This window comes from Krasilnikovia cinnamomea, assembly GCF_004217545.1.
Lineage (GTDB): Bacteria > Actinomycetota > Actinomycetes > Mycobacteriales > Micromonosporaceae > Actinoplanes > Actinoplanes cinnamomeus.
Window position 1 is genome coordinate 3,748,365 of sequence record NZ_SHKY01000001.1, and the last position, 25,310, is coordinate 3,773,674.

28 protein-coding genes, 1 tRNA gene and 2 pseudogenes are annotated in these 25,310 nt (G+C 69.9%); 15 read left to right on the forward strand and 16 right to left on the reverse strand.

Annotated features, from left to right (window positions below; genetic code table 11):
• Window positions 1–13 precede the first annotated feature (13 nt).
• The 6 genes from tmk (at window position 14) to EV385_RS16960 (ending at window position 5,705) form a co-directional block, all read left to right on the forward strand.
• The gene (gene tmk / locus EV385_RS16935) at window positions 14–2,074 is read left to right on the forward strand and encodes a dTMP kinase (protein ID WP_130513365.1); all 2,061 of its coding nucleotides are present in this window, start codon (window positions 14–16) and stop codon (window positions 2,072–2,074) included.
• Between the two features lie 85 nt (window positions 2,075–2,159).
• A complete protein-coding gene (locus EV385_RS16940) occupies window positions 2,160–3,407 on the forward strand; it encodes a DNA polymerase III subunit delta' (RefSeq protein ID WP_130510337.1) in 1,248 nt (415 codons plus the stop codon).
• 110 nt (window positions 3,408–3,517) lie between these two features.
• Window positions 3,518–3,844, forward strand: a complete 327-nt coding sequence (locus EV385_RS16945) for a Rossmann-fold NAD(P)-binding domain-containing protein (RefSeq protein ID WP_130510338.1) — start codon at window positions 3,518–3,520, stop codon at window positions 3,842–3,844.
• A gap of 1 nt (window position 3,845) precedes the next feature.
• Entirely contained in the window at window positions 3,846–4,169 is a 324-nt protein-coding gene (locus EV385_RS16950; protein ID WP_130510339.1) for a hypothetical protein, read from the forward strand.
• A complete protein-coding gene (locus EV385_RS16955) occupies window positions 4,169–4,801 on the forward strand; it encodes a hypothetical protein (protein WP_130510340.1) in 633 nt (210 codons plus the stop codon). Before EV385_RS16950 ends, EV385_RS16955 begins: the two co-directional genes overlap by 1 nt.
• Before the next feature lie 67 nt (window positions 4,802–4,868).
• Window positions 4,869–5,705 (forward strand): PSP1 domain-containing protein, encoded by an 837-nt coding sequence (locus EV385_RS16960; protein WP_130510341.1) that lies wholly within the window; start codon window positions 4,869–4,871, stop codon window positions 5,703–5,705.
• On the opposite strand, the gene EV385_RS16965 is transcribed toward EV385_RS16960, so the two are convergent.
• Complete coding sequence (locus tag EV385_RS16965; RefSeq protein WP_130510342.1) at window positions 5,696–7,432, reverse strand: metallophosphoesterase; 1,737 nt, start codon at window positions 7,430–7,432, stop codon at window positions 5,696–5,698. The genes EV385_RS16960 and EV385_RS16965 overlap by 10 nt on opposite strands.
• 106 nt (window positions 7,433–7,538) lie before the next feature.
• Between EV385_RS16965 and EV385_RS16970 the strand changes: the two genes are divergently transcribed.
• Window positions 7,539–7,612: transfer RNA gene (locus EV385_RS16970), tRNA-Thr, on the forward strand.
• Between the two features lie 93 nt (window positions 7,613–7,705).
• Here EV385_RS16970 and EV385_RS16975 read toward each other — a convergent pair.
• Complete coding sequence (locus EV385_RS16975; RefSeq protein ID WP_130510343.1) at window positions 7,706–8,848, reverse strand: tyrosine-type recombinase/integrase; 1,143 nt, start codon at window positions 8,846–8,848, stop codon at window positions 7,706–7,708.
• Window positions 8,845–8,976 carry a helix-turn-helix domain-containing protein gene (locus EV385_RS35950; protein ID WP_341273953.1) on the reverse strand — a complete coding sequence of 44 codons (132 nt, stop codon included), beginning with the start codon at window positions 8,974–8,976 and terminating at the stop codon, window positions 8,845–8,847. Before EV385_RS35950 ends, EV385_RS16975 begins: the two co-directional genes overlap by 4 nt.
• Here EV385_RS35950 and EV385_RS35130 point away from each other — a divergent pair.
• The 6 genes from EV385_RS35130 (at window position 8,935) to EV385_RS17010 (ending at window position 12,624) form a co-directional block, all read left to right on the forward strand.
• Window positions 8,935–9,378 (forward strand): EamA family transporter, encoded by a 444-nt coding sequence (locus EV385_RS35130; protein ID WP_479723877.1) that lies wholly within the window; start codon window positions 8,935–8,937, stop codon window positions 9,376–9,378. The genes EV385_RS35950 and EV385_RS35130 overlap by 42 nt on opposite strands.
• A 93-nt stretch (window positions 9,379–9,471) precedes the next feature.
• Window positions 9,472–9,813, forward strand: coding sequence for an SAV_915 family protein (locus EV385_RS16990; protein WP_242624923.1), 342 nt, complete (start codon window positions 9,472–9,474; stop codon window positions 9,811–9,813).
• Window positions 9,813–10,094: a hypothetical protein gene (locus EV385_RS16995; protein ID WP_130510346.1), complete on the forward strand. Its 282-nt coding sequence runs from the start codon at window positions 9,813–9,815 to the stop codon at window positions 10,092–10,094. The genes EV385_RS16990 and EV385_RS16995 overlap by 1 nt, the downstream gene beginning before the upstream one ends.
• A complete protein-coding gene (locus tag EV385_RS17000) occupies window positions 10,094–11,248 on the forward strand; it encodes a WXG100 family type VII secretion target (protein ID WP_130510347.1) in 1,155 nt (384 codons plus the stop codon). Before EV385_RS16995 ends, EV385_RS17000 begins: the two co-directional genes overlap by 1 nt.
• Window positions 11,249–11,323: 75 nt before the next feature.
• Window positions 11,324–12,097, forward strand: a complete 774-nt coding sequence (locus tag EV385_RS17005) for a hypothetical protein (protein ID WP_130510348.1) — start codon at window positions 11,324–11,326, stop codon at window positions 12,095–12,097.
• Between the two features lie 176 nt (window positions 12,098–12,273).
• The gene (locus EV385_RS17010; RefSeq protein ID WP_242624924.1) at window positions 12,274–12,624 is read left to right on the forward strand and encodes a hypothetical protein; all 351 of its coding nucleotides are present in this window, start codon (window positions 12,274–12,276) and stop codon (window positions 12,622–12,624) included.
• Window positions 12,625–12,643: 19 nt separating this feature from the next.
• Here the strand turns inward: EV385_RS17010 and EV385_RS17015 are convergent, their stop codons facing one another.
• Together EV385_RS17015 and EV385_RS36130 are read right to left on the reverse strand one after the other, a co-directional pair.
• Complete coding sequence (locus EV385_RS17015) at window positions 12,644–13,984, reverse strand: integrase core domain-containing protein (RefSeq protein WP_207229852.1); 1,341 nt, start codon at window positions 13,982–13,984, stop codon at window positions 12,644–12,646.
• Window positions 13,985–14,123: 139 nt separating this feature from the next.
• Window positions 14,124–14,393 (reverse strand): annotated as a pseudogene (locus EV385_RS36130) (helix-turn-helix domain-containing protein); the annotation flags it as partial.
• 714 nt (window positions 14,394–15,107) lie between these two features.
• On the opposite strand from EV385_RS36130, the gene EV385_RS17020 reads away from it, so the two are divergent.
• Complete coding sequence (locus EV385_RS17020) at window positions 15,108–15,527, forward strand: hypothetical protein (RefSeq protein WP_130510349.1); 420 nt, start codon at window positions 15,108–15,110, stop codon at window positions 15,525–15,527.
• A gap of 809 nt (window positions 15,528–16,336) precedes the next feature.
• Here EV385_RS17020 and EV385_RS17030 read toward each other — a convergent pair.
• From EV385_RS17030 to EV385_RS17055, 8 genes and pseudogenes are all read right to left on the reverse strand, one after another.
• Window positions 16,337–16,792: a lamin tail domain-containing protein gene (locus EV385_RS17030; RefSeq protein WP_130510350.1), complete on the reverse strand. Its 456-nt coding sequence runs from the start codon at window positions 16,790–16,792 to the stop codon at window positions 16,337–16,339.
• Between the two features lie 436 nt (window positions 16,793–17,228).
• A pseudogene (locus EV385_RS34345) lies at window positions 17,229–17,660 on the reverse strand (tyrosine-type recombinase/integrase); the annotation flags it as partial.
• A gap of 69 nt (window positions 17,661–17,729) precedes the next feature.
• Window positions 17,730–18,038, reverse strand: coding sequence for a site-specific integrase (locus EV385_RS34350; protein WP_207229854.1), 309 nt, complete (start codon window positions 18,036–18,038; stop codon window positions 17,730–17,732).
• A gap of 18 nt (window positions 18,039–18,056) precedes the next feature.
• On the reverse strand, window positions 18,057–18,365 hold the full coding sequence (locus tag EV385_RS34355) for a hypothetical protein (protein ID WP_207229855.1): 309 nt from the start codon (window positions 18,363–18,365) through the stop codon (window positions 18,057–18,059).
• A 171-nt stretch (window positions 18,366–18,536) separates the two neighbouring features.
• Window positions 18,537–19,463 (reverse strand): hypothetical protein, encoded by a 927-nt coding sequence (locus EV385_RS17040; RefSeq protein ID WP_130510351.1) that lies wholly within the window; start codon window positions 19,461–19,463, stop codon window positions 18,537–18,539.
• Between the two features lie 110 nt (window positions 19,464–19,573).
• Window positions 19,574–19,912, reverse strand: coding sequence for a PadR family transcriptional regulator (locus EV385_RS17045; RefSeq protein ID WP_130510352.1), 339 nt, complete (start codon window positions 19,910–19,912; stop codon window positions 19,574–19,576).
• 371 nt (window positions 19,913–20,283) lie between these two features.
• On the reverse strand, window positions 20,284–20,640 hold the full coding sequence (locus EV385_RS17050) for a hypothetical protein (RefSeq protein WP_130510353.1): 357 nt from the start codon (window positions 20,638–20,640) through the stop codon (window positions 20,284–20,286).
• Window positions 20,641–20,950: 310 nt separating this feature from the next.
• Complete coding sequence (locus EV385_RS17055) at window positions 20,951–21,241, reverse strand: hypothetical protein (RefSeq protein WP_130510354.1); 291 nt, start codon at window positions 21,239–21,241, stop codon at window positions 20,951–20,953.
• A 779-nt stretch (window positions 21,242–22,020) separates the two neighbouring features.
• Here EV385_RS17055 and EV385_RS17060 point away from each other — a divergent pair.
• Window positions 22,021–22,503, forward strand: coding sequence for a GNAT family N-acetyltransferase (locus EV385_RS17060; protein ID WP_341273954.1), 483 nt, complete (start codon window positions 22,021–22,023; stop codon window positions 22,501–22,503).
• A 447-nt stretch (window positions 22,504–22,950) separates the two neighbouring features.
• On the opposite strand, the gene EV385_RS17065 is transcribed toward EV385_RS17060, so the two are convergent.
• From EV385_RS17065 to EV385_RS17075, 3 genes are all read right to left on the reverse strand, one after another.
• On the reverse strand, window positions 22,951–23,328 hold the full coding sequence (locus EV385_RS17065) for a GNAT family N-acetyltransferase (RefSeq protein ID WP_130510355.1): 378 nt from the start codon (window positions 23,326–23,328) through the stop codon (window positions 22,951–22,953).
• Between the two features lie 119 nt (window positions 23,329–23,447).
• A complete protein-coding gene (locus EV385_RS17070) occupies window positions 23,448–24,617 on the reverse strand; it encodes a nucleotide disphospho-sugar-binding domain-containing protein (protein ID WP_130510356.1) in 1,170 nt (389 codons plus the stop codon).
• Between the two features lie 81 nt (window positions 24,618–24,698).
• Window positions 24,699–25,136: a nuclear transport factor 2 family protein gene (locus tag EV385_RS17075; protein WP_130510357.1), complete on the reverse strand. Its 438-nt coding sequence runs from the start codon at window positions 25,134–25,136 to the stop codon at window positions 24,699–24,701.
• Window positions 25,137–25,310: the final 174 nt, after the last annotated feature.

Consider the following 25,310-nt stretch of genomic DNA (forward strand, 5'->3'; position numbering starts at 1 on the left):
GCGGTTGTGGCTCGTGCTCGGCGTGGCCTCCTTCGGCGACTGGCTCGGCCTGCTGGCCACGGCCCTGTTCGCGTCGTCGCAGGTCAGCGGCAGTGCGGCGCAGGGCGCGGCATTCGGCGGCACGATCGCGGTACGCCTGCTGCCCGCCCTGTTGCTCGGTCCGATCGCCGGGGTCATGGCGGACCGCTTCGACCGCCGCTACACCATGGTCATCACCGACCTCATCCGTTTCGTGGTGTACCTGTCGATCCCGCTCGTCCCGCTGCTCGGCGCGTCCGGGGCGGTCACGGTCACCTGGGCCGCCATCGCCACGTTCATCGGCGAGACGATCACCCTGATCTGGATCCCGGCCAAGGAGGCCGCGGTACCCAACCTCATCCCGAAGTCGCGGATCGAGGTGTCGAACCAGCTCACCCTCGTCACGACGTACGGGATCACCCCGGTCCTGGCGGCCCTCGGCCTGTCCGCCCTGACCGCGATCACCCAGCACTCCGGGGTTCCGCTGCCCAACTGGGCGGAGCCCGTGGTGCTCGCGCTGTACTTCAACGCCTTCTCCCGGCTGGCCACCGCGCTGGTGGTGTTCTTCGGCATCCGGGAGATCGGTGGCAAGAGCCCCGAGCGGCAGCAGGACGCGCAGCAGACCATGCTGCGGCAGTTCGCCGACGGCTGGCAGTACATCGGCGGCACCCCGCTGGTCCGTGGCCTGGTGCTGGGCATCTTCGGCGCGTTCGCGGCCGGCGGCATCGTCATCGGCACGGCCCGCACGTTCGCCACCTCGCTGGGCGCCGGTGAGGCCGCGTTCTCGCTGCTCTTCGGCACGATCTTCATCGGCCTCGCGGTCGGCATCGGGCTGGGCCCGATGATCGTCAAGGACCTGTCCCGGCGCCGCTGGTTCGGCATGAACATCGTGCTGGCCAGCGCCTCGGTGATGTTCCTCGGCCTGGCGTTCCACCTGTCCATGGCGCTGGTCGGGGCGCTGCTGGTCGGCGCCGGCGCCGGCATGGCGTTCCTGGCCGGCACCACCCTGCTGTACGGCGAGGTCGGCGACGAGGTACGCGGCCGCGTCTTCTCCGTGGTGCAGATCGGCACCCGGATGGTGCTGCTGCTGGCCATCACGCTGTCCGGCTTACTGGTCGGGGTCGGCAGCTCCCGCCGGGTCGAGATCGGCAGCGTCGCGGTCGACGTCTCCTTCACGCGGGTGCTGCTGCTCGGCGCCGGGCTGGTCGGCGTCTGGGTGGGGATCAGCGCGTTCCGGCAGATGGACGACAAGCGGGGCGTGCCGGTGCTGGCCGACCTGTGGGGTTCGCTGCGCGGGCGGCCGCTGTCGGCGGCCGAGCCGTTCCCCCGGCACGGGTTCTTCGTGGTCTTCGAGGGCGGCGAGGGCGCGGGCAAGTCCACCCAGGTCGAACGGCTCGCCGAGGCGCTACGGGAGTCCGACCGCGAGGTCGTGGTGACCCGCGAACCGGGCGCCACCGACGTCGGCACCCGGATCCGCAGTCTCGTCCTGAACTCCGGCGACGCCGCCCCGTCCGCCCGCGCCGAAGCCCTGCTCTACGCCGCCGACCGCGCCCACCACGTCGCCACGGTGGTCCGCCCGGCGCTGGCCCGTGGCGCGGTGGTGATCAGCGACCGGTACGTGGACTCGTCCCTGGCCTACCAGGGGGCCGGCCGTACCCTGCCGGTCCAGGAGATCTCCTGGCTGTCGGCCTGGGCGACCGGCGGCCTCAAGCCCGACCTGGTCGTCCTGCTCGATGTCGACCCCGGGGTGGGCCTGGGCCGGGTCGACGCCCGTGGCCTCGGTGCGGACCGGTTGGAGAGCGAGTCACGGGCCTTCCACGACCGCGTCCGGTACGCGTTCCTCGACCTCGCGGCCGCCGACCCGAAGCGGTACCTGGTGCTGGACGCGGCCCGGCCGCCCGGCGAGATCGCGGACGCCGTGCGCAAGCGGGTGGCGACGCTGCTCGGCCACGCGGGCCCCGGGCAACCACCCGCCGCACCACCGGACGCCGAATGGCACGAGCCCGACTTCGCCGCCGTCCCCCCGGAGCCCCCGCCGGGTGGCCGTCGGTCGTGACCGCGCGGGCCACGCCGCGTCCGTGGGTGACGCGGCGGGACGTTCTGTCGGTCCCGCGCCCTACCATCGACGGGTGCCTGCCACTATGAGCGACGCTTCCGCCGACGCCGTCAGCAACGCCGGCCCTTGTCCCACTGGCGGCTCGGGTGTCTTCGCCGAGCTGGTCGGGCAGGACGAGGCGGTCGAGACGCTGCGCCGGGCGGCGGGGTCGGCGGCCCGGATCGTCGACGGCTCCGCGACCGGCAACGGCGCGATGACCCACGCCTGGATCTTCACCGGCCCGCCCGGCTCGGGGCGCTCCGTCGCCGCCCGTGCCTTCGCGGCGGCCCTGCAGTGCGAGCGCGGCGGGATCGGCTGCGGCACGTGCCACGGGTGCCACACCGTGCTCGGCGGCACCCACGCGGACGTGCGTTTCGTCGTACCGGAAGGGTTGTCCATCGGGGTCGGGGAGATGCGTGCCCTGGTGCTGCGGGCGAGCACCGCCCCGTCGGGCGGCCGCTGGCAGGCCGTGGTGATCGAGGACGCCGACCGGCTCACCGAGGCCGCCGGAAACGCGCTGCTCAAGGCGATCGAGGAGCCGCCACCGCGGACGGTGTTCCTGCTCTGCACCCCGTCGACCCATCCCGACGACATCTCCGTGACCATCCGGTCGCGCTGCCGGGTCGTGCCGCTGCGCCAGCCACCGGCCGACGCGGTCGCCGCGGTGCTCATGGGCCGGGACGGCATCGCCGCCGACGTCGCGGCCTGGGCCGCCGCGGCCGCGCAGGGACACGTCGGCCGCGCCCGGCGCCTCGCGAACGATCCCGAGGCCCGCAACCGGCGCGACGCGGTACTGGCGGTCCCGCGTCGCCTGACCGGCGTGGGCGCCTGCTTCGACGCCGCGTCCGCGTTGATCGAGGCCGCGGAAGCCGAGGCGGCCGCCTCGGTCAGCGCGGCGGACACGACCGAGCGGGCCGCCCTGGAGCAGGCCCTGGGCGCCGGGGGGACGGGCCGGGGCGCCGCGGCGGCCATGCGGGGCGCGGCCGGCCAGCTCAAGGACCTGGAACGCCGGCAGAAGTCGCGGGCCACCCGTGCCCAGCGCGACGCGCTGGACCGCGCGCTGGTCGACCTCGCGGGCTTCTACCGCGACGTGCTCATCACCCGTTTCGGGGCGCCGGTCGACACGGTCCACACCGACACCGCCGCCGTGTCCACGGCCGCCGCTGACCGGTGGTCACCGGAGAGCACGCTCCGGCGGCTCGAAGCGGTCCTGGCCTGCCGCGACGCCATCGAGCAGAACGTCAAGCCGCGGATCGCGGTGGAGGCCATGATGCTGGCCCTCTGGCGGGGCTGACACCACCGGTATCCACAAGGGACCATCCAAGGGTCGCGGCGAGGTCACTCAATTCGGTACGGTTCGGTGCCGACAGCAACGCCCGCGGCACGCCCGGTGAGGAGCGGTGGATGGCGCGCGAGATCGACGAGGCGTGGATCGACGAGGCAATTGATCGATATCGCCGCATCGACGTGCTGCGAGCCGAGTTCGACAAGGCTGTCGCGGCGCACGTGGTTTCCGTCCGTTCGCCCGACGACACCGTCGAGGTCCTGGTCACCGCGGCCGGCGACATCACGGACGTACGTTTCCGGGGCAGCCTGCACCACCGCAGCGCCGCCGATCTCGCCCGGGAGGTGCAGGCCGTGGTCGCCAACGCGGCCGAGGCCGCCCGCTGGGCCCGGGGGAAGCTGCACGACGAGGTCTTCGGCGGCTTCCGGGCGCTGGGGGAGTGCTGAGATGGAGTCACTTGCCGATCTGCTGGGCACCGCTGCCGACCGACTGACCACAGTGGAGCGTTCGATCGCGAGCCTGGGCATCCCGGCCGGGGCGTTCGCCGCCGACGAGGCGGGACTGCCGGGCCGCCTCGGCCGCGCGCTGTACGCGCACTGGTCCGCCGTACTGGCCGCCCGTTCGCGGGAGGCCACCGAGGCGGCGGCCGAGCTCACCGCCCTGGCCCAGGACCTGCGCGTCACCGAACAGGGCTACGCCGAGATCGACGAGGTGGTGGGTCGCCGGGTGGAGCGACGGGGTCCGCTGTGGTCCGCCGAGAGGGGCTGTTGATGGACCGGCTCGGCCAGCTCCTGGACGCGAGCGCCCCGCTGCTGCGCCGGGTCGACGAGGTGCTCTCGGCGGCCGGTGCCCCGCCCGGGCATTCGGTCTGGCCGGAGCTGCGCCGCGTCCGCCTCCTGCCCGGCGACGCCGTCCGGGCGGTGGCCGCGCTCCGCCCCGCCGACCTGGCCGACGCCGCGCGGGAACTGCACGCCGACGCCCACACGTATGCGGACGTGGCCGAATCGCTGCCTCCGCCCGGCGCGTGGTCGGGTGACGCGGCCGGTGCGTACGACGACGCCCGCCGCCGCGCCGCCGGCCATCTGAGCGGGGCCCCGGACAGCCTGGACGCGCGCCTGGCGGGCACGGCGGAGCTGGCGGACGCCCTGGCCGAGTGGATGGAGCAGGCCCGCACGGATCTCGCCGCCATGCTGGCCGAGGTCCTCGGTTCCACGGCGGCGGTGACCCTGAGTACGGATGAGCCGATCGACCCGGCTGCCTGCCCGCAGGTGCTGGCGGCGGCCGAGATCGGGCAGCGGGTGCTGCGGACGATCAGGGAGCGCTACGACGTGGTCGCCGACCTGTTGCACGGCTCCGCGCAGCTGGCCGAGGCGAGCCCGGCCCCGCCGCGGTCCCGGAGCTGACGCTGAGCGCTCGGGCGGCCCAAAACAGGCATTTGGTGCGCCCCGCCTGGCCCCGTAGGGTGGGGCCATGGGCATGCTGTGCGCGGTCAGCTTCAACCGGTACGGGCGGCTCTACTACCTCGACCCGGGCGAGTTCCGGCCCACCGTCGGCGAGCGCGTGCTGGTGCCGACCGACGACGGCCCCGAGGTGGCGGAGTGCGTCTGGGCCGCCCAGTGGGTCGAGGAGGAGACGGGCGGATTCCCCCGGATCGTCGGGCTGGCGGACGAGCGCGACCTGCGCCGCGACGAGCTGCTCCGCAAGCGCAAGGCCGAGGCGAAGGTCGCCGCCAAGAAGCTGATCAAGGCGCATGACCTGCCGATGAAGGTCGTCGCCGTCGACCACGTCCTGGATCACGGTGGGACCGGCGGCTCCCGCACCACGATCTACTTCACCGCGCCGCACCGGGTCGACTTCCGCGCCCTGGTCCGCGACCTCGGCGCGACGCTGCATTGCCGGGTGGAGCTGCGCCAGCTGTCCGCGCGCGACTCGGCCCGGGTTCAGGGCGGCATCGGCTCCTGCGGCCGGGATCTGTGCTGCGCCACCTTCCTCACCGACTTCGAGCCGGTGACCATCCGCATGGCCAAGGACCAGGACCTGCCGCTCAACCCGCTGCGGATCTCCGGGGCGTGCGGGCGACTGATGTGCTGTCTCAAGTACGAGCACCCGCTGTACCAGAAGTTCCAGGCGGCGGCGCCGGGCATCGGATCCCGGGTCAGCACCCCCGAGGGCGACGGCCGGGTGGTGGGCCACAGCGTGCCCCGGGACGCTGTCGTGGTGCGGCTCGACGCCGACGGCACCCGCTGTTCCTGCAGCCGGGCATCGGTGTGCGGGCCCCGCCAGGCCCACGAAGAGCGCTACGCCTGAGCGGTGGCCGGGCCGGCGATGACGATCGGCGGCTCGATGAAGTGGGTGCGCAAGGGCTGCCGAGGTCGCAGCCACGGCGCGTCCGGGTCGCCGGCGGGATCGGGCACCCAGTCCCGGCTGATCCGGTCAACGCCGATCGGGTACACGGTCAAGGTGCCGTCGCGGGCGATATGCAGCCGCAGGAAGCTCTTGGCGTCCTCGATGCCCTGCCCGGCGAACAGCTCGTTGACGTTCACATCGAACGCGCTCGCCAGCAGCAGGTACGCCCCCACGACCTGGGTCGCCACCAACCCGATGACCGGCCCATAGGCGAGCGCCGCGCCCACCAGGGGCCACGGCCACGGCCAGTCCCGGATCGGCAGCACCAGCCACACCCAGGTACCCGCCCACGCCAGCCCGATCTGAGCGAAGCCGTGGAGCGGCCCGAGGATCCAATGTCGCGGGCGCCGCTCCGCGCTGGCGCCCGGCGGCTGGGCGAAGAGCACCGCGGCGAGCATGATGACCACCAGCATGAACACCAGCGGGATGCTGAACAGGCGCTGGATGTCGCCGCCCCGGCTCCACGCGCCCGCCAGCGCCAGCATCGTCAGGGTGTGGACGATGCCGAGCATCGTGACGAAGCCCGGATTGCGCCGGGGGATTCGATGGAAGACACCCCAGCTGAAGCGCCGCGACTGAGCCGGGCTCGGGTAGCGCGAGGCGAGGTCGTAGTCCACGCTGGGGCTGGCGCTGCGGGTGAGGGTCTCCTCGGGCGGCACGGTCAGCCGCTCCGGCAGCTGCTGGGTGCCCAGCAGGTACGCCCCGCCGCCGCCGCAGGTGAACATCTCCCGGTCCGGACGGGTGTAGCGGGCGTAATGGTGCAGGTCACCGGAGAGCAGCACTCGGACCTCCGCCCCGGTCGGCGCCAGGATGGTGCGGATGAAGTAGTCCACCGCGTCGTACGCGTCCGGCTTCTGGGCTGATTTCACCCAGGTCGGTGACGGGGTCATGAGGATGATCCGGTCACCGGGCTGGACGCCACCGGCCGCCTTCTCGAAATAGACCAGCTGCGGATCGTCGAGGTACGCGCCGAACTGCTCGTCGATGGCGAACAGCCACCAATGCGCGGGCAGCCGGACCGCGAAGTACGACCGGCGTTGCAGGGTGCGCCACCCGCCGATGTGGCCGTCCTTGCGCCGCGCGAACAGCCGCAGGAACGCGGTGAGACCGTCGTACCAGTCGTGGTTGCCCGGTAGCGCGAACAGCGCGGGGGGCGGCCCGTGGCCCGGCGCCTCCGGCAGCGCCGCCCGGTACGGGCCCTTGGTGCGGTTCTCGTAGCTGTCGCCGTTGGCCAGCGGATACACCTGGTCCCCGCCCATGAGCAGGACCTGGCCCCGGGGCAGCGGGCGGCCCTCGATCTGGAGGCTGGGCTGGGCCAGCAGGTACGCCACCGAGTAGGTCGCGTGGAACCCGTCGCCCAGGTCGGCCACGTAGTCGAACCACAGCTCGCCGTCCGTGCCCGGCTGAGCGAAGACCGCGGCGTCGAGCGCGTTCTGCAGCTCGCGCTTGTCCAGGTACGCACCGAAGAGAATGGCCAGCAGCGTGCGCAGGCCGGTGCTGAGCAGCAGCAGGGGCGCCAGCCAGCCGATCGGAGGCTGCGGCTTGAAGCCGAGCTGCTGCGGATCCAGGCTCGTGGGGCGGCGCGGGACGTCCGGCTGGGCAGCCGTGGCGCGCTGATGATCCGTCACGGATCGGACCCTACTCGGCAGGTATGACGGTGGCTGTCCGCTTCTCGCATGTCCATGACACCTGCGCGCGGCGCCGACCTTGGATGCCGTACACTGATAGGCCGTTGCCGCCTTAGCTCAGTCGGCTAGAGCGACGCACTCGTAATGCGTAGGTCGACGGTTCGATTCCGTCAGGCGGCTCTCGGACGAAGCCCTGGTCAAGACCATTCCAGTGGATCATGACCAGGGCTTTTCTGTACCCGTGGACGGGGCGAGCAGCCTACCGAGCAGCCATTACCCGTCGCCCCACAGCGCCGCATTGACCCGGTCGGCGGCCTCCCGGGACACCTCCGGAGCGACGTGTCCGTAGGTGTTGAGCGTGACGCTGATCTGGGAGTGGCCCAGGATCTCCATGACCACCCGGGCCGGGACCCCCTGCGCGATCAGCACGCTGGCGGCGGTGTGCCGCAGATCGTGAATGCGGACCTGACGCAGACCGGCCTGACGGATCAGCTCCCGGAACGACCGGTAGTCGTTGCGGGGATGGATCGGGGTCCCGGCCCTTGTCGTGAACACCAGCGCCGGGTCGGTCCACGCGTCGGCGTCCAGTCGCTCGGCCGCCTGCCGTTCCCGGTGCCGAAGCAGTGCCGCGCGGACGGACTCCGGCAAGGGCAAGGTTCGCCGGGAGCGGGCCGTCTTGGTTTCCACGCGTTCCAGGTGCCCGGTGTCGGCGTCGCGGCGCAGCTGGGCGACCACGCGCAGTGTGCCCGCGTCGAGGTTGACGTCCTCCCAGCGCAGGCCCAGCACCTCGCCCTGGCGCAGGCCGAGCGCGATCGCCAGCACCCAGCGCGCCTCCAACCGCAGTCCCTGGACCGCCTTCAGGAACGCACGCGCCTCGGCCAAGCTGTACGGCTTGACCTCAGTGTGCGGCACCGGTGGCGGGTCCACGAGGGAGACGGGGTTGGTGTGAATGACCTGCCAGCGCACCGCGATGTTGAGTGCCCGCCGCAGGTTCGCGTGCAGCCTCCGGACGCTACCGGCCGACAGCACCGTCAGCCGGTCCCGGTAGAAGGCGGTGATGTGGGCCGGGGTCGGCTTGTCCAGCCGGATCCTGCCCAGCAGCGGACCGATGTGGTGCTCGACCTCCTCCCGGTAGCGGTGCAGCGTCGAGGGCCGGACCTTGGCCGACGCCACCTCGGCCAGGTAGATCTCCATCCACTGCGCCAAGGTGGGCACCCGCTCGGTGGACAGCTTCCCCGCCTCTGCCAGGGCCGTCAGCTCGAGGAGAGCCTTGGCCACGTCGGCGCGGGTCTTGCGGGTGACGTACTTGCGTCGACGCTTGCCGTTGAGCCAGCCGAGGTCGACCGCGCCACGCCATCGTCCGTCGGGCAACTGGTAGATGGACCCCTCACCGTGCCCGCGTCGCTTCCCAGTCACAGGGTCACCTCCTCGTGCTGTTCGATGAAGCGGCGCAGAGCATCGGCCGGGATACGCCGACTGTGGCCAATGCGGACGGACAGCAGCTGCCCGCTCGCCATCAGCTCGTAGACCTTGGTGCGGCTCATGCTGAGCAGGCGAGCGGCCTCTCTTGGGTCGTACAGGAGTCGTTCCACGGTGGGCTGTCGGCGGGCCAGCTGCTGGCGGCGACCATGCTGGCATCAACGACTCTGCCGATGCTCGATGGCCTGCAACCGCCGCGGCCGCGGCTGGATGCCCTCGTCGCGGTCGTTGTGCTGGGCGTTCTGGGCACAGGGCTGGCCTACGTCCTTAACTACCGGATCATTGCCGACGATGGACCGGTATCTGCGTCCTTCGTCATCTACCTGCTGCCCGTGGTCGCCGTTGTCCTGGGCGTCGTGGGCCTGCACGAACGGCTGACCACCCACGCCATCGGTGGCAGCTTCATGATCGTGCTCGGAGTGGCCGCAACCCGGCGGAAAGCTGCAGCCGGATCTCTCACGCCATGAACCGTGCCTACCGCCATGGATCGGCCACTGCAGGGTTGAAGTCCGCCAGAAGCAGGGCGGACATGGGTGACCCGACTCCGTAGACTGCGGCCCATGACAGTGGGCTCCGGTGACACGAGCACCCCAGCCAACGGCACGGCTGCCCCGCATTCGCCGCACGCGCCGTTCCCACCGGTCGTCTACGTGCCCTGCGAACCGCTGCGTGAGGGTGACCAAGACCTGACGGTGGAGGTGCGTCCGACTCGGGATGGGCGCATAGCACTGCTGGTCTACTCATCACTCGAACGGTTGGTGGACTGCTGCGGGCCGTATCAGCCGTGGACGGAAATGCCCTCGACGAGTCTGGAGGACATCCGGCTGACCTCCGGCTTCAACCTGGTGTTGCTGGATCTGGAAGTACCGGACGAGTTCCGACGGACGGAGAGTGACCTCTGATGGCGGACGGAACAGACGTCGATCTCGCGGCACTGGACGCGCTGGCGGCCCGGCTGCGAACCTCCGGTGACAACCTGGACACGGTCGGCAACGGCGCCCCCGGCATCCCGGACGCCGGGGAACTGTCCGGAGCGATGGGCGAACTCATCGCGCACCTCTCGGAGGGCGCGGGGAACCTGGTCGTGGGGTTGAAGGAGGCGGCCGACCGGGTCGAGCTGAGCCGGCGAGGCTACGCCGAGCGGGACGCAGGCGTGGCCCAGACTTTCGCGGGATACTTCTGATGCCGATCGACACCCGCATCGACGGCGACCCGGCCAGCATCCGCGCCACGGCTACCTGGCTGCGCGGCAGACTCGCGGCGAGCCTGGACCAGTCCGTCGATGACCTGTTCGCCGCCCGCGACCAGGGCGACGGAGCGTGGCGGGGCGACGCCGGTCCCGCGTTCACCGCCCGGATGGACAGCGCGGGGCGCAAGAGCGACGCGCTGCGCGGCGATGTCGAGCGCGTAGCGCAGGGCTTCAACCGGTACGCCGACGATCTGGCCACCGCGCAGGCGGGCATGGAACGGGCTCGCGGCATCGCCCGCGACGCGGGTCTGCAACTGGCAGGGGACGTCATCATGGACCCGGGACCGGCGCCGGCGCTGACGGCGCTGCCGACCGATCGGGCTCCGACGCCGGAGATGGTGCAGGCGCACAACAGTTCGGTCACGGCGTACAACGCCCACCAAGACAAGGTCGCCGCCTACGCTCAGGCCCAGGACGAGGCGAAGCGTTCCAGCGCCGCCTGGGACGCCGCCAAGGGCATCTACAAGAACATGGCCGATGACGTACGCACCAAGCCGTTGCTGGTCGCGGCCGACGTGGTCAACGGCGCGGTGGTCGGCGGGCTGGCCCAGAAACACGTGAGCATTCTGCGGAAGCAGGCGGACGCGTTCATGGAAGAGTCGAAGACGGCCACCCAGCGGTATCTCAACGCGCGGGGCGGCTCACCTGAGGCGTTGCGCTACAACCAGGACGCCTACCAGCGGTACCTGGACGCGGACAAGTACACCCGTCGCGCCGATTCGGTGGCCCGCCGGGTGGGCAGCAAGATCCCCATCGTCGGTCTCGGGATCACCGCGGCTGGCATCGGCTACGACGTCCACCAGGGCAAGCCCGTCGGCAAGGCGGTGATCAGCGGCGTGGGCGGGGCGCTGGCGGCAGCCGGCACCGGAGCCTTGATCGGTACCGCGTTCGGCGGACCCGTCGGTACGGTTGCCGGTGCGGTCATCGGCGCCGGTGTCGGGATCGTCACCAGCGGTGCCCTGGACTACGCCTACGACGAGCTACCCGAGGGCACGAAGGCGGCGATCGAGGACGGCTTCGCGGCGATCGGGGACGCCGGAGCCGCGATCGGCGACGGCGCCAAGAAGGTCTGGGACTCCATCTTCTGAACGAGGCGACCAATGCAACCCCATCAGAGTGTTGTGCCCGAGGGCTGGCCGCGGGTCAAGCGCAACCTGTTGATCGTGAGTGGGACCGCCGTCATGGCGGTCGTCACGGTCGGCCTGGTGCTGGGTGCCGGGCAGGCGGTGGCCTCCGGTGACCTGCTGACCGCGGGGCTGCTCGCGGCGGGCGCGCTGGTGCTCGGCCACGCCGCGGGTTTCGGGCTGAGCGTGTCGCGCCATCCCCGGCGTGGTGGCCCGGTCCCGTATCTGGGTGTCACCGAGCAGGGCGTGCCCGGCCTGGCCTTCCGCTATGCCGGCGCGCCCTGCTACTGGTTCTTGGGCATGCTGACGGTGGGCGCGGTCGCCGCGCTGGGCATCGCCGTCGTTCTCGCCGTTGGTGGCGGCATGGCCGGGTGGATCGTGGGCGGGCTCCTGGCCGCGGGTGCGGTCTTCGTCGGCTGGTTCATCGTCGTGGCCCTGCGGCTGATGCCGGGCCGGCTGGTCCTGACCCCGGACGGCGTGTATCACCGGGCGCTGACGTTCGAGTACTACGTGCCGTGGTTCGCGGTGTACGAGGTCGTCGCCGCCGATACCGACCATCCGATGATCGTGGTAAAGGCGCACCCTTCCGACGGCACCCGGCTGCATCGCCCCGCCGGTCGTCTCGGCGGCGCGGTCGAGGCCGAATACCTACCGTTCCTGGTCGTGCGCGCCTACTGGCTTCGCGGCAACACCGTCCGCGCCTACCAGGCCCTCGACCACTATTTCCGGAACCCCGACCGACGATCCGAACTCAGCAGCGCGCAGCCGCTGGGGGTATTCGGGTCCGATTCGTCGACCAGCGGCGGACGGTAGTGACATGTCTCCATGACGCGCCTTTATAGCGCCTACATAGAGTGTCTAGTCCCACCTGATGCTTGACGAATCCGTCCCAGCTGATGCTTGACGGTTTGGTTAGGTTGCGTGGTCTTGCGGGGGACCATGTAGAGGTTCTGCCACACCGCTGACGGCAGCTGCGGCAGCCTATGACCGTGAGCTTTGATCTTCACGTGCTGGCGATCGATCCGGATGCCTCTGACGACGCGGTCCGGGCGATGGTGGACCGGTGCCAAGGCGACGCGCATGCGGAGGGCGAGCTGGACCAGCGCATCGTGGACTTCTATGAGAGCCTGCGAAGGCGCTATCCCGACTTCCCGCCCTATCCTGATGACTCGCCGTGGATGTCGATGCCGCTGGACGTGGGAGTCGATCACGTATGCATGAGTATGAGCTTCAGTTCCAGTGACGATGTCATCTATCTCATCTTCGATCTCGCGCAGCAATACGAGCTGACGGTTTACGACCCGCAAGACGATTCGGTTGCTCGGCCTGGAGATGACTGAGGTTCCCCAGGCGGCTGATTCACCCCTCAGGGCGGTCATCGTGAGGCCGGTTAGCTTTGAGGTTCCGGATTGGCAGTTGGCTGGTGCGTCGGAAGGTGCGGGGGCCGTCGTCGCAGGCGACGTGCAGGTCGGAGTCGGTGACGTCGATGGTGATGGTCTTGCCGGCGTGGACCCTGCCCAGCGCGAGGACCTGGCGGGCGACCATGACCGTGCCGGTGGCTGACACCCGGCGCTGCACCCGCACCGGCTCCGACGACGCTTGCGGGGGTGGTCCGGCCGGGCGGAGTCCGCGCAGCCGGGCGACTTCGTCCCGGGTGAATGGGTTGGGTCGGGTGCGCAGCAGCTGCCGGGTTTCCGGGTCGAAGAAGGTGAGCGTGGTGGCGTCGATGCGGATGCTGACCCGGCGGCCGCCGAGGATGTCCGCGGCCACGACCATGCGCTGCCCCAGTGAGACGCTGCCGAAGCGGTTCACGGTCCGGTCCACCTCCACCGCGTCTCCGGGCTGTGGGGCGGGCAGCGGTGGCGGCCCGGCCGGGCGGCCGCCCTTGCGCAGCAGGCTTGCCAGATCAGCGACCGACAGGTGCGATCGGACCGTCTTGACGCGGGAACCGGCGCTCAGCAGGTGGATCACGTCGGGGTCGGCCCAGAACGTCACCGTCACCCCGGCCCGGTTGGTGCCAGCCCAGAACTGCTTGCCTGCGACCTGCACGATCCCCGATGGCGGCACCACCCGGTCGAACTCCACCGCCGACCCGGACGACTCGGTCACCGGATATGAGGCCAGCACCGCCGTGGCCGCGACCGGTGGCGGCTCAGCTGTCACCGTCAGCGAGGCAGGCAGCTTGACCGGCACCACCGACGGCGGGGCCGGGGTGAACCGGTCGGTGGGGAAGCCCATGTCCAGGGACTGGTGCGGGCGGTCGGTGTTGTAGTCGTGCCGGAACCCGTCGATCGCCGCTTGGGCAGTGGCCAGGTCGGGCCACACGGGGATGTCGTCGAGCAGTTCCCGGCGCAGCGTCTGGTGGAACCGTTCCACCTTCCCGGTGGTGGTCGGGGTGGCCGGTTGGGTGAGCCGGTGGATGATGCCGTTCTCCCGGCAGATCCGGTCGAACATCACCTCTCCGCCGTTGCCGAACCGGGCGGTGAACTGCTTGCCGTTGTCCGTGAGCACCTCCTCGGGCACCCCAAACTCCCGCAACGCCGCAGCAAAGGCCAGGCAGACCGCCCGGCCGGTGGCCCGCCGCACCACCGACGCGATCACGCAATACCGGGAGTGGTCGTCGACGCCGGTGACGACCTTCGCCTCCGACCCGTCCGATAGGAAGATCCCGCCGACGATGTCCATCTGCCACAGTTCCATCGGCCGGTCCCGTTCCCACCGGATGTAAATCCTTGCGGCCCCGACGGCGCTTCGCCGGGGTCATGAGGCCGTGCCGGATCAGGATCCGATACACCGTCATCCGCGACGGCACCACATCGCCCGGACAGCCGTGGCGGCCCAACTCGAACGCGATCCGCCGGGATCCCCACTTCGGGTGATGCCGGCGCAGCTCACACACCAGCGCTTCCACCTCCGGCGCTGCCTGATGGGCACACCCGTCCGGGCGCCGGGACCGGTCCTGCAAACCAGCCAGCCCCTCGTCGGCATAGCGGCGCAGCCAGGTATGCAGACTCTGCCGCGACACCCCCACCTTGGCGGCTACCTCCGTAACCGGATCCCCGGCCAGGACCGCGAGGACGGCCTGATACCGCTGTTCCACGATCGACATTCCCACCAGTGCCAATCCCGGCCCCCAGATCCCGTGCTGCCCGCAAACAACTGGGATCAAGAAGCCGAATGGTGATCATGTCAAGCATCAGGTGGGACGCGAGTGTCAAGCATGTCCCGTGACGGGACAGCGCCTACATAGAGACCTTGCGCAGACTTTCTGTACGTCCTAAATGCGGCCCGAAACGGGCCGCCAACGCCGTCGCCAGGGCGCGTGGCCGCCCTCCCTTGGTCGGTCGGGCCGTCCACGCAGGCGCCCGTCGACTGGCGTGGGAAGCAGGTTCGGGCCGCGGCCGAGCTGCTGCGCCTGGCCGTCGGGCGGCGGGTTGCGCTCGTCGGTGCCGTGCGCGGCGGCGCGCATTGTGTCCGGGCTGCCCCTCCGAGCTCAAGGGCGCTTCGCGTCGCAAGCGACGGCCTTCGGCCGCCCTTGGCCTCGGAGCCTCTGCGACCCACGGGCAGGTGGTCAGAGGGCAGGCCGGTGGCCTGCCCTCATCAGGTCGCGCGCCGCCGCACCCATCTCCGACTCGTCGAGCGTCACCCTCGCCAGGTCGTGATGGCGCGGCTCGACGGCAACATGTAGAGCGCTCCGTGTGGCAACCCGGGCGGCGACAGGTTCATTTTTTGGCGAAAGGCAATCAGTCGTGCATTCAGTAGCCGATAGGGAACCGTCCGCCACGGTGTCCTAGGAGATGATCAACCCCGCTACGATGCGGCGATGACGATGGCTGCTCGGAACACGGCTCATGTTGACAGCCGCCCAGGCGTGAAGCTGCTGATGGCGGCGCAGTACGTCTTTGCGGCCTGGTATGCCGTCTGCGGCTATCTCGCGCTGGCATACGCCGCACAACTCGCCGGGCACTGGTACATACCGTCATTCCACGACCCCTACACCACCGACGCCGACGCCTCTGCGGACTGGGCCTGGAAAGGCCCGGTCACAATCACGATCGTAATGGCGCCGCTGATCGCCTGGGTGTCACTGTTTGTGTCGTTGGCGGTATTCCTGATCAGAGGCGCCTCCGGAAGCCGGAAACTAACCTTCGCCCTGATCGGTAGCTCAGCCCTCATGGTGTTGGTCATAGTGGTGTCCTACACCCCCGCCGGCCTTTCGGTCAGCGACTGGCTCAATGACTGATCTGACAGCAACGGTGACAGCAACCGGCCCGGACGGGACCCACCAGGCCGACGCGCATCGGACGGCTTCCCGAGGGTGCGGCACGGACACACTGCGCCGGACAGCCCGCCAATAACTTGCATGCGAGGGGGTAAGCCGGTTGGGTGACCAACTGAGTGACAACGCAGAACAACGGCTCCGGACGTCCGTGGACTTCTGTGGAACATTTTCGCAGCTCAGTGACGGTTCCCCTGCTGGCCATGGCGCCATGATCATACGTTCGGGACGAAGAGGCTTCGGGGGCGCCGCTTCCCAGAGGGGTAGTCTGGCGCCCATTGTCGCGCGTATGGCGAGTGAACGGTTGCACCTCCTGGGTGCACATGAGATCCGGGTTCCGCCTCGGTGGTGTCAGTCGACAGCGGACGTACAGATCACCAGTCGAGGCGACTTCCCGCTGCCCGCCGCCGAGCTGGGCCAGGGCAAGGTCTTGCGTGCCGAAGACGTGGAGCTGTGGATCAGCGCCCACCGGACGCCGCTCTCGGAGCCCAATGAGTAACGGCAACCTGCCAGACGTGTCCATTGAGGTGAGCCCCATGGTGGGTGACAAACTGGGTGACAATCGAGGCGCACAACGCCGGACGACCACGGACTCCGGCGGACTTTTACGCAGGTCAGCGATGGGTTGAGCCCTGGTCAACCATTCAAGATCATACATTGACGCGGACGCGGACGCGGTCGCCTGACCCGTGGCAACCGCGTCCGTGAGGCGGACCGGCTACCCCGGTCCGGAATGAGCATCCGCGCGCCGGTGTGGGTACTGACGGAGTCTGTCAGCAGGCCACCCAGGTGCGGCCGCTGCGGTATCCCCAGCTGCAGCTGTCCACGTTGGTGCCCGCGGCGGTGCGCAGATAGGCGGTGTCACCCGTGTTGTTCCAGATGTAGGCGCGGCTACCCCAGTACAAGGTGCGGCCCGCGTTGGTGCCGGATCCGGTGCGGACCCACAGGCGGCCACCGTTGGCGGCAATGCTGACAGCGCCGAACCTGTAGGTGTGGCCGGTCCGATCGCGGATGGTGTAGCCGCGCAGGTTGACGGCGCGTCTGCCGGTGTTGACGAGAGAGATCCATTCGGCGTTGAGGCTGGCGTTGCTGCGATTGTCGGTGCCGGGGGAGTCGTACTGGGCGCCGTGGAAGCGCAGGGTGGGCGCAGCCGATGCGGGGCTGGCTCCAGTCACGGCGGCGGTCAGGGCTACGGCGGCGGCCGCGAGGCCGGCGGCGATTCTGCGCACGGGTTCTCCAGGAACTCGAGGTGAACATGACAGTGGCCGCGCTGGGCGGCCGGTGCCACTGGGATCAGAGTGACCAGGGAAGCGTGCCCGCTGCGGTCAGGTGTTGACACCGGGTGACCGGCCGAAGTGTCCTGGATCGCGCCCAGGATGATCTACGATCGGCTTCAGCCAGCGGCTGATTGGCCTAATCCAGCAAGGTGAACGCCGCCCGGTGGCACAGCTCGTTGCTGAGAGGCCACGACCAGCACGACGTTGGGGCCGAGTGAAGGTGACGCCGGTAGGAAGCAGCCAAGGCGGCGAACGGGCACGGATGGCAACGTACGTCCGCACCAGGGCAGAGCGGGCCAACGGTTGCCGGACCGTGGAACCGGTAGCGACTCGTAATGCGTAGGTCGACGGTTCGATTCCGTCAGGCGGCTCCACGAGAAGGCCCAGGTTACCGGCATGGGCTCTTCCGTTTCCACAGGTCCGTGACCGTGGCGTTCTCCGTCCCGGTCCGCAAATAGTCCGCACTGCGGGCCGCGACCGCCTCGTCCAGCCGGTGGGCCACGGCGTCCAGGTCGTCACCGAACAGGCCCGCGTACACGTCCAAGGTCATCGACGCCGACGCGTCCCCCAGCATCCGCTGCACCGCCTTGACGTTCGCCCCGGCCGCCACGGCGAGGCTCGCCGCGGTATGCCGTAGATCATGCGGCGTGACCCCGGGAAGACCCGCCGACTCGGCCGCAGGCTGGAAGACCCGCGACCGGAAGTTCGTGTTGCGCAGAGGGCCGCCGGTCGGGGCGGTGAACACGAGATCCTCCCGGTGCATGCCGGACACGTGGGCGGCCAGCTCGTCGACGAGGAAGCGCGGGATCGGCACCGAGCGCCGCTGACGGTTTCTTCGGTGTCCCCTCGACCAGCTCGCCGCGCACCTCGGTGAACGCCACCGCGACCCTCACCCGCCGACGCAGCAGATCCAGCCGGGACACCCGCAGTGCGGTGGCTTTCCCCCCCAGCGCAGCCCGGTGTAGGCGAGGAACCGCACCAGGACGGCATAGCGGCCACAAGCCTCGGCCAGCGCGGCGACCTGGTCGTGGTCGAGGAACACCGGTTCCTCACGCACCAAGCGGGGCCGCCGGACACCGTCGGCCGGGTTGCGCGGCATCCGGCCATCCCGCACCGCCTGGGCCAGCACCAGCGACAGCACCCGGTGGGCGTAGCGCACCGCGGCAGGAGCGGGGCCCGAGGCGGTCAGACGCTGCACCCACGCCGCCACCTCGGCTTAGGAGACTGCCGAAAGCGGTGTGGTTTCCCACGTCGGCAGGACCTGCCTGCGCAAGGCCAGCTCGTAGCGGGCACGGGTGGTGGGCTTGAGCTGCACCTGCGCCGCCATCCACGGCGCAGCCCACACACCTACCGTGATCCGGGCTCGGGCCGGATCGATCCAGTCGCCGCGGGCCATTGCCGCCTTGGCAGACGCCTCCCATCGCTCGGCGTCGACCTCGCGGCTGAAATGGCGGGCGACTTCCTTGCCGGAAGCGTTGCGGACTCGGGCGCGCCACTTGCCATCCGGTCGCTTCTTCACGCTCACGACCGCTCCGCTCTCGCGGCCAGCCAGGCCCGCACGTCGGCCGGGTCGTACCTCTTCTCTGATGTCATTAGGGGCCCGCGTTTCGTGCCATTCCGCTTCGTGCGCTCTGCGCGGGGCGTTGTCACCGTCGTGGCATGTGGTCGGCCGACCTCGCTGAGTGGCCCGCCCGGGCTAGGAACTGACCGGGGTGAGCTCCGGTTCGTCACGACGGTTAGCGATGAGTGTCGCCGCGACCAGGGCCAGCGCCGCGACGCCGGTGCTGATCAGCACGACGGGCATCGGGATGGTTTCGCTGATGCTGTACTCGAAGTATTGGTTCGAGGCGTGTTCGTCGTACCCCATGATCTGGTAGGCCTCGCAGTAGGCGACGAACGCCGGAACGGCTGCGCCGGTGAGCGCCAGCGCGGTAAGGCCGCTGGCGGTCCATCGGTTGCGGTCACCGGCCATCCGGATCCGGTAGGCGAGGGCCGCAGCCAGCAACCATCCCCCGAGCGCGCCGAGCAGCAGGCCAGCTACTGTCGATGGCCGGATCGCGCCGGTCACGTCTGTAGTGACATCCACCAGCAGCGTCGTGAGTCCGTAGGCCTTGCTGCTGACCACGGTGTCGGTGTCACCGTGGAGGCTGAGCCCGTCCTTGGTCGCGGCGAACTCCAGAACGCGCCTCGAGATCGCCTCATCGGGGCTGCCGATGCCCACGGGGATTACCCGGGTACTTTCCTCGAATGTAGTGATCTGCCATCCGGTCGCGGTCAGAGCGGTCCGAACCCGTCCGGGGTCGTAGGTGCCCGTACCGGAGATGGTGCTGGTGAAGCCTGGGCCGTTCATCGCCGTGTGCCAAGGAGACAAGCTCGGCCAAGGTAGACCCGCCATGGCTGAGGTCAGCGCGGTCATCTCCGCCGATGTCGGCACCGGCGCGGCTGCCTGCCAGGCGAGCCAGTTGCCGGTGACCGCGCCGAGCCCGCCGAGGGTGGCTGCGGACAGCACGGCCGCGATCACCGCGAGCACGCGGCGCGGCACGCGGAACCGCTGCCGGATGCCGCAGGCGACCAGGTGCAAGGTCTGGCCGACGGCCGGGCGGCCGTGGCCGGCCTCGGCCATGTCAAGCAGGGTCGTGACGATCTCAGCGCCGTGCCGGCGACGATAACCACTGGGGTATGCCCATAGCAGCCGACGGTAACGGCGCTCGTCCCGTCCACCGATCGCGGTCATTAGGCCACCCCCAGCCGCCGGACGCCCACGGTCGGACGGCTGCGCAGCCGCGCCTCGGCCGAGTCGGCGTTCCGGCGAAGGCGCCCGATCAGAGTGGCAAGCGCGGCGGCGCCGCTGTCGGTGAGTTTGTAGTAGCGCCGCAGGCGGCCGTCCACCGCTTCCTCTCGGTCGACCGTGGCGAGCCCCTGCTCGGCTAGCCGGTCCAGGGCGCCGTAGAGAGTGCCGGGCCGCAACACGACCTCACCCTGCGACAGTTCCTGGACGGTACGGATCACCCCGTACCCGTGCAGGGGCTCCTTCGCCAAGGCGGTGAGGATCAAGAGCGTGGGTTCCTGCATGGCCGCAGACCGTACGTCAAGCGGGATATATCGTCAACCGATGTATAGCTGGCTTGCTGGTATCCACGGCAACAGCAGAAGCAGGACAACGCACTGCGCGTTTCGTGATCCAGCCTTAATCCTGCTCGTGCCGGGCTCAATTATCTGGCTACGAAGCTAGCGCGCAGGCTACCGGACGCGAACCGGCTCGTACCCTGCGGCGGTCAGCAGGTGGTGCTGGCAACGAAATGCCGCTGACGGTGCGCGTTGCGGCTCGGTTGTTGTCTCGCTCGGATCCTCCCCTTCGCCTTGTGCCTTCGAGTATTGCCGAATTTCCCTGTACTTGGATCAAGGCGCCGCGCGAGCGCGGCGCACCGCGCCCGCCGCGCCGGCTACCGGAACTCGTGGACGACTTCGATTAGACCGACGATGTGGGCGTTGAACTCGTCCAGTTCCTCGGCCGGAACCCACAGCTCCAGGATCGTCTGGCCGCCGACCTGCCGTACCGGATACCGAGCCAGGAACTGCGTCTCAACATGGAAGCGGGTGACGTAGCCGACGCCCGAGCTGGGGACGTTCCAGTCGCGGGCAATCTTGATCGCGTAGTCCTCATTCAGCACCGGATAGAAGATCGGTTGGTCCGGCAGACGCGGCGGCCAGGCACGCCATCCCGACTGTCGCACCAGCTCCAACTCCTGCGGTCCGGTAGGCCGCCAGAGCTGGGTCTTGTCGGTCTCGGTGGTGCTCACTTCCGCCTACTTCCTCCGTCGCCGTTGCGGGCCAGGACGCTACCGACCTACACGCCGGTCCACCACCTGTTTGATTGCCTCGTGCCTCCGGCGGGGAGCTGGCCCGTCCCACGGTGTGCGGACTCACGGCGGAGATGGGCTTGAGAGACGGAACGCGCAGGGCGCTGGCCGGGCCATTCACGGGCCACTAGCCGGATCAACGAAGGGGCGCGAACGGGCACGAACGGCGCTGCCGACACGTTGCTTGAGCAGGGCGATTCGGGCACGCCGGGACGCGCCGGGCGATCTTCCAAACTGACGCTGCTGGTTTCTAGCGCCAAGGCGGCGCCGTCACCACTTCCCACGAGACAGCGGCGCCCGACAGTGTGAGCAGAACGAGTGTGGCGCCGGCCAGCGTGCCCAGCAGCAACCACATCGCGAACGGCCGACTTCGTGGGGTGACTGCGGCGGCGATGGTCAGAAGCAGCGTGGCGGGGACGATGATCAGCTCCGATTTGCCGTAGAGAGCGAAAGGGATCGCGTCTTCTGCCCCCTCGACCCAGCCGAAGTCCAGTTCTCGCGGCCGCCACACGTACGCCAGTAAGAGCAGGTGGGGTCCCATCCCGGCGAGGGTGGCTAGCCACCAGCCACGAGGTCTTGCGAAGGTCGGCATGCTCTCGGACACAAGATCACGATATCCAGCGTCACCGCCGATCTGAGCCGCGTTCACGCGGATCGCGCAGGCGACCCGGGTCTAACGCAGCGACCATCGCTGACGTCGGTCAACAGCCCGCGTGGTCCTTGCAAGGCCGGGGTTGGCCACAGCGGGCGTCGAGGTCCGCATCTGGTCCGCATGAGGCTGGCGAACAGTGGCGGAGGGATGCGAAACGACGAAAGCCGTCTCTGCTGGTGAACCTGTGTGCGGTCGGGTGATACAGGGTGGCCAATTTGATCTCGTAATGCGTAGGTCGTCGGTCCGATTCCGACCGGCGGCTCCTGTCCGTTGACAGTGAGCAGCGCCATCCCCGCCTGGCCGGCCTCACCCGCCGCCATCCCGTTCCACTGGAGGCATCGCCTGCTCATCCTGCAGACCACCAACCATCACCGCGGAATACTAGATGACCACGACTCCTACCCCATGCAGCGATCTATCCCGACGCCGTCAGCCTCGCTGCGATGATCCTCAATCCCCACCGCCCTGGTGTTGCTGCCGCCTTCACATGACGGTTGCGACTTTCGGATCCAACCTGCGCCGTTCGGCTACCTTGCGAGTCGCGACCGTCTCGACCAGCAGCAATGGGCGCTCTGCCCGGGTCGGCAAATAACGTCCTGATGTCACGTCCAACCATCCGAGCCCGCCGACTCACCGACTTGGACCAGTGCGTTCAGACTCTGCGCGCGGTGCACGAAACCGACGCATACCCACTGAACTGGCCGGCGGACCCGCGCAGGTGGCTCAACCCACCGCGGTTGTTGCAGGCATGGATCGCCGAAGAGGTCGGGGGCGCCGTCGACGGCCACGTCGCGGTCCAACGCATAACCAGCGAAAAGGCTGGCCGTCACGTCGAACTTTCCCGGCTCTTCATCGCTCCCGCTGCCCGCCGCCGCGCTCTCGCCAGCGCACTCGTCGACCACATCCGAATCTGGGCCGCCGAACAGGAATATGGCCTCACGCTGAACGTCACGGACGAACACCGCTCGCCAGCCGTCGCCTTCTACGAAGCCACCGGCTGGCGGCACACCCACACGACAGACGCCGAGTGGGCCAGCCCGGACGGCAGGCCCGTTAGGCTACGCCACTACATACTCCCCAGCAGGACGCGACCCACACAGCAAGATCCAATGGCAGAAACAGGCAGATACGAGGATGCCTCGCAAACCTGACCACGGAGAGTCCGCCACTCAACATTTCTCACCGCAGCTCAGAGACGCCTCACCGAGGACGATCCGCTGGCACAGGACAGCTCCAGGGTGAGGCCCTGACCAGCGGAGACCCTGGTCAGGGCCTCACTTTCTGCCCTGCGAATTTGAATCGCCCCCCCAAACCTCCCCCAGAAACGCCGGCGCGCGACCGGGTTGGACATGTCCGCATCGCGCGGGGTCGGGGGTCTGTGTGGGGCGACGCTTGGGGTGACGGCGCGGCCGGACGGTGGGGCTGTCGACGATGGCAGCACTCTCTGGGCGACGGTGCTCTCGTGGACGCGGGGCCCTCGCTCGTGCGGGGTGCCTGCTGGGGTGATCGTTGACCGGAGCGAGGACCGACCCGGGTGGACCGGCCAGTGGGCACCGCACCGGCACAAGGATCGCTGGCTCACCACGCATATCGTGACCCTAGTAACCGTTCGCGCCCGCCCTGCGGTACGTCCGCTGCACCGCCTCGTTGTCGTGCTCGGTCCCCACCCACATGCCGTAGCAGCCGCGCTCCCGGGCGATGTCCGCGAGCGCCCGCACGAGGGCCGTTCCGACGCCCCGCAGCCGGGCGTGCGGGGCGACGCCGAGTTCGTAGACGAACATCTCCGTACCCTTGTCGGGATGGGTCATCTCGACCCCGGAGATCATGCCGACCGCCCGGTCGCAGGCGTAGGGCCAGCAGGAGGTGATGGCCGGGGCGGCGAGGAACTTCTCGGTGGCCTCGGGGAGTGGCGGGCCGTCGAAGAGGTCGGCGGCCCGGCGCACCACGGCGGCATCCGTGATCCGCTCGATACGCATGGCGTCACCCTAGTGCCGCAGCCGCGCTGGGTTCCCGGGCCGGGCCCGGCCGGTACGCGGGACAATCCGGCCGAGGCTTCCCGGCGGGCGGCCGCCGAGCGACCCGACCCCGCGACGGGTCAACCGCGGACCCGCGTCGCCGTCTCGGCCAACCCGACGAGGCGGGGCACCAGCTGGTCCGGACCCGGCTCCGCGGCCAGTTCGGCGGCGAGCGCGCCGGCCGCCTTGCGAATGGTCGGGTCTCCGAGAAGGGCGTGCAGGTCGTCGACGGTCATCTCCTCGGGTTCGCGGTTCAGGCCGACGCCGCATCGCGTCACGATGTCCGCGTTGATCCAGTTGTCCGCGCCGTGCGGCATGGCGAGCTGCGGCACCCCCGCGTGGGCCGAGGCCAGCGTCGTGCCGGCGCCGCCGTGGTGCACGATCGCGTCGCAGTTCGCCAGCAGCAGGCTCAGCGGTGTCCAGTCGACCACGCGGCAGTTGTCGGGGAGCCGGCCGAGGGGAGCCAGGTGGGGATCGTCGCCCAGGGCCAGCACGAACTCCGCGTCGAGGTCTCCGGCGGCCTGCAGCACCCGGCCCAGGCTCCCCACCCCGGCGACGTGCGGCACGGTGGTGCCCAGGGTGACGCAGATCCGCGGCCGCTGCCTCGGCTCCACCAGCCAGCCGGGGATCGCACCACCGCCGTGGTACGGCACCGACCGCATGGTCCAGCCGGTGCCCTCGCCGTACATCAGGTGCTCGGGCGCGAAGTACAGGCTGGTGACGTCCGGCAGCTCGACCGGCACACCCAGGCGCTCGTACACCGGCGCCAGGTGCGGCAGGAACCGTTGCGGCATGGACCCTTCCCGCAGGAAGCTGAAGCCGTGCTCGACGGCGGGCACTCCGAGGGCGCGCGCGACCAGCAGCGCGGCACCCTGCAGCCGGGAGTAGACGATCAGCTCGGGCTGCCAGGCCCGGGCGAACGCGAGCGTGCCGTCCGCCATGAGGTCGCTGACCCGGCCGAACTTCTCCAGGATGATGTCGGGGGTGACGCCGGCCTGGGCGACCGTCCGGCCGCGCTCCCGCATGCGCTTCGCGCGCTCCTCCACTGTGCCCACCAGGGGGAAGATGGCGTCGAAGTCGGCGCCGGGCGACACGTCCCACACGGGCAGCCCGGTGCGGACCGCCGCGTCGACGGACGTTCCGGAAGTGGCGATGGCGACCTCATGGCCGGCCGTCCGGAAGGCCCACGCCAGTCCGACGGTCGGGAACAGGTGGTCGAGTCCCGGTGACACGGCAAACAGAACACGCACGGTAAGTCCTTCGGCTCGATGGATGCGGATGGTCCGGCCGGGGCTTCGGCACGCGGTGCCCGGCGGCCGGCCGGTTCTGACTCAGACGCCGTCGACCTCGACCCGCCGGTTGTGCACCGTCCAGGAGCCGCCTCGCGGGATCAGGCGGTCGCGGCACACCACGTGACCGTGGATGCGTAGCGGACCGTCGACCACGGTGGACATCGCGAGTGCGTACATCCGGGTGTGCAGTTCGCCGTCGGGCTGCACCGCCACGTCGACCATGCCGAACCAGTGGCGGAACTGCCGGCGTTCCGCCCGCAGGTGCTCCACCCGCGTCCGGACCGTGGCCCGGATGGCCTCGCGCCCGCGCAGCGGCTCCGGCGTGGTGTTGTCCTCGAACACGGCGTCGGGGGTGAAGAAGGAGGCCCACGCATCCACCGCGCCGTCATCGAGCAGCCCCATATGCAGCGCGTAGAACTGCTGGATCTGGGCGTACAGCTGGTCTGGTGCGGGCGTGTCGAGAGCGTTGCGGGTCATGTCACCACGCCTTCCGTAGTGCTCGACGCCGATCGATGGCGTCCTTCGCGATCGACGTGATACTGCCACCGGGCGCCTTGCTCCCCGCTCAAGCCGGACTCGACGACCGGCGCCACCTGTGCGGGTACGCGCCGGGGCTCGAGTACCGCGTCGAGCTGGACTCGAGCCGCCCTC

What these genes read in the sequence shown, in the direction of transcription:
- EV385_RS16945 (WP_130510338.1), top strand. Translation starts at nt 3,518, where the DNA reads ATGGCGCGCGAGATCGACGAGGCGTGGATCGACGAGGCAATTGATCGA.
- EV385_RS16955 (WP_130510340.1), top strand. Translation starts at nt 4,169, where the DNA reads ATGGACCGGCTCGGCCAGCTCCTGGACGCGAGCGCCCCGCTGCTGCGC.
- EV385_RS16995 (WP_130510346.1), top strand. Translation starts at nt 9,813, where the DNA reads ATGGCGGACGGAACAGACGTCGATCTCGCGGCACTGGACGCGCTGGCG.
- EV385_RS16940 (WP_130510337.1), top strand. Translation starts at nt 2,160, where the DNA reads ATGAGCGACGCTTCCGCCGACGCCGTCAGCAACGCCGGCCCTTGTCCC.
- EV385_RS16960 (WP_130510341.1), top strand. Translation starts at nt 4,869, where the DNA reads ATGGGCATGCTGTGCGCGGTCAGCTTCAACCGGTACGGGCGGCTCTAC.
- EV385_RS17055 (WP_130510354.1), bottom strand. Translation starts at nt 21,241, where the DNA reads ATGGGACCCCACCTGCTCTTACTGGCGTACGTGTGGCGGCCGCGAGAA.
- EV385_RS17000 (WP_130510347.1), top strand. Translation starts at nt 10,094, where the DNA reads ATGCCGATCGACACCCGCATCGACGGCGACCCGGCCAGCATCCGCGCC.
- EV385_RS17015 (WP_207229852.1), bottom strand. Translation starts at nt 13,984, where the DNA reads ATGGAACTGTGGCAGATGGACATCGTCGGCGGGATCTTCCTATCGGAC.
- EV385_RS35950 (WP_341273953.1), bottom strand. Translation starts at nt 8,976, where the DNA reads ATGAGCCGCACCAAGGTCTACGAGCTGATGGCGAGCGGGCAGCTGCTG.
- EV385_RS17040 (WP_130510351.1), bottom strand. Translation starts at nt 19,463, where the DNA reads ATGGCCGAGGCCGGCCACGGCCGCCCGGCCGTCGGCCAGACCTTGCAC.
- EV385_RS16950 (WP_130510339.1), top strand. Translation starts at nt 3,846, where the DNA reads ATGGAGTCACTTGCCGATCTGCTGGGCACCGCTGCCGACCGACTGACC.
- EV385_RS17045 (WP_130510352.1), bottom strand. Translation starts at nt 19,912, where the DNA reads ATGCAGGAACCCACGCTCTTGATCCTCACCGCCTTGGCGAAGGAGCCC.
- EV385_RS16990 (WP_242624923.1), top strand. Translation starts at nt 9,472, where the DNA reads ATGACAGTGGGCTCCGGTGACACGAGCACCCCAGCCAACGGCACGGCT.
- EV385_RS17020 (WP_130510349.1), top strand. Translation starts at nt 15,108, where the DNA reads ATGACGATGGCTGCTCGGAACACGGCTCATGTTGACAGCCGCCCAGGC.
- EV385_RS17075 (WP_130510357.1), bottom strand. Translation starts at nt 25,136, where the DNA reads ATGACCCGCAACGCTCTCGACACGCCCGCACCAGACCAGCTGTACGCC.
- EV385_RS17065 (WP_130510355.1), bottom strand. Translation starts at nt 23,328, where the DNA reads ATGCGTATCGAGCGGATCACGGATGCCGCCGTGGTGCGCCGGGCCGCC.